General features: G+C 32.7%; 1 pseudogene. It reads right to left on the reverse strand.

Annotated elements, in window-relative coordinates:
* Positions 1-333 (reverse strand): annotated as a pseudogene (locus D1831_RS14775) (beta 1-4 rhamnosyltransferase Cps2T); the annotation flags it as partial.

Raw genomic sequence — 333 nt, forward strand, 5'->3', positions numbered from 1 at the left:
TCGTACACCGTACCCACAAATTTAATACGCGAATCCTGACTAAAATGCGTTTTACTTTCAAGATTTCTATAAAACTTGTTTTTTCCCACATTAGTAACAATTACCAACGGACGTTTTGTATTACTCTTCATAAACTCAGTAATCATTACTTCATAGTTGTTCTCAGGTACAAAGCGCCCCACGATTAAATAATAATTATTCAGTTTAATGTCAAATCGATCAAACCACTTTTGATTTTTATTCGTAATACTCGTCGGTGTCTCAGATACAGTTGCACCATACGGAATAAAACAAGTTTTTAGACCTGGACGATCATAATTATTCTTAATATAT

This window comes from Lactiplantibacillus garii, from assembly GCF_003885105.1.
In the GTDB taxonomy this organism is placed as follows: Bacteria; Bacillota; Bacilli; order Lactobacillales; family Lactobacillaceae; genus Lactiplantibacillus; species Lactiplantibacillus garii.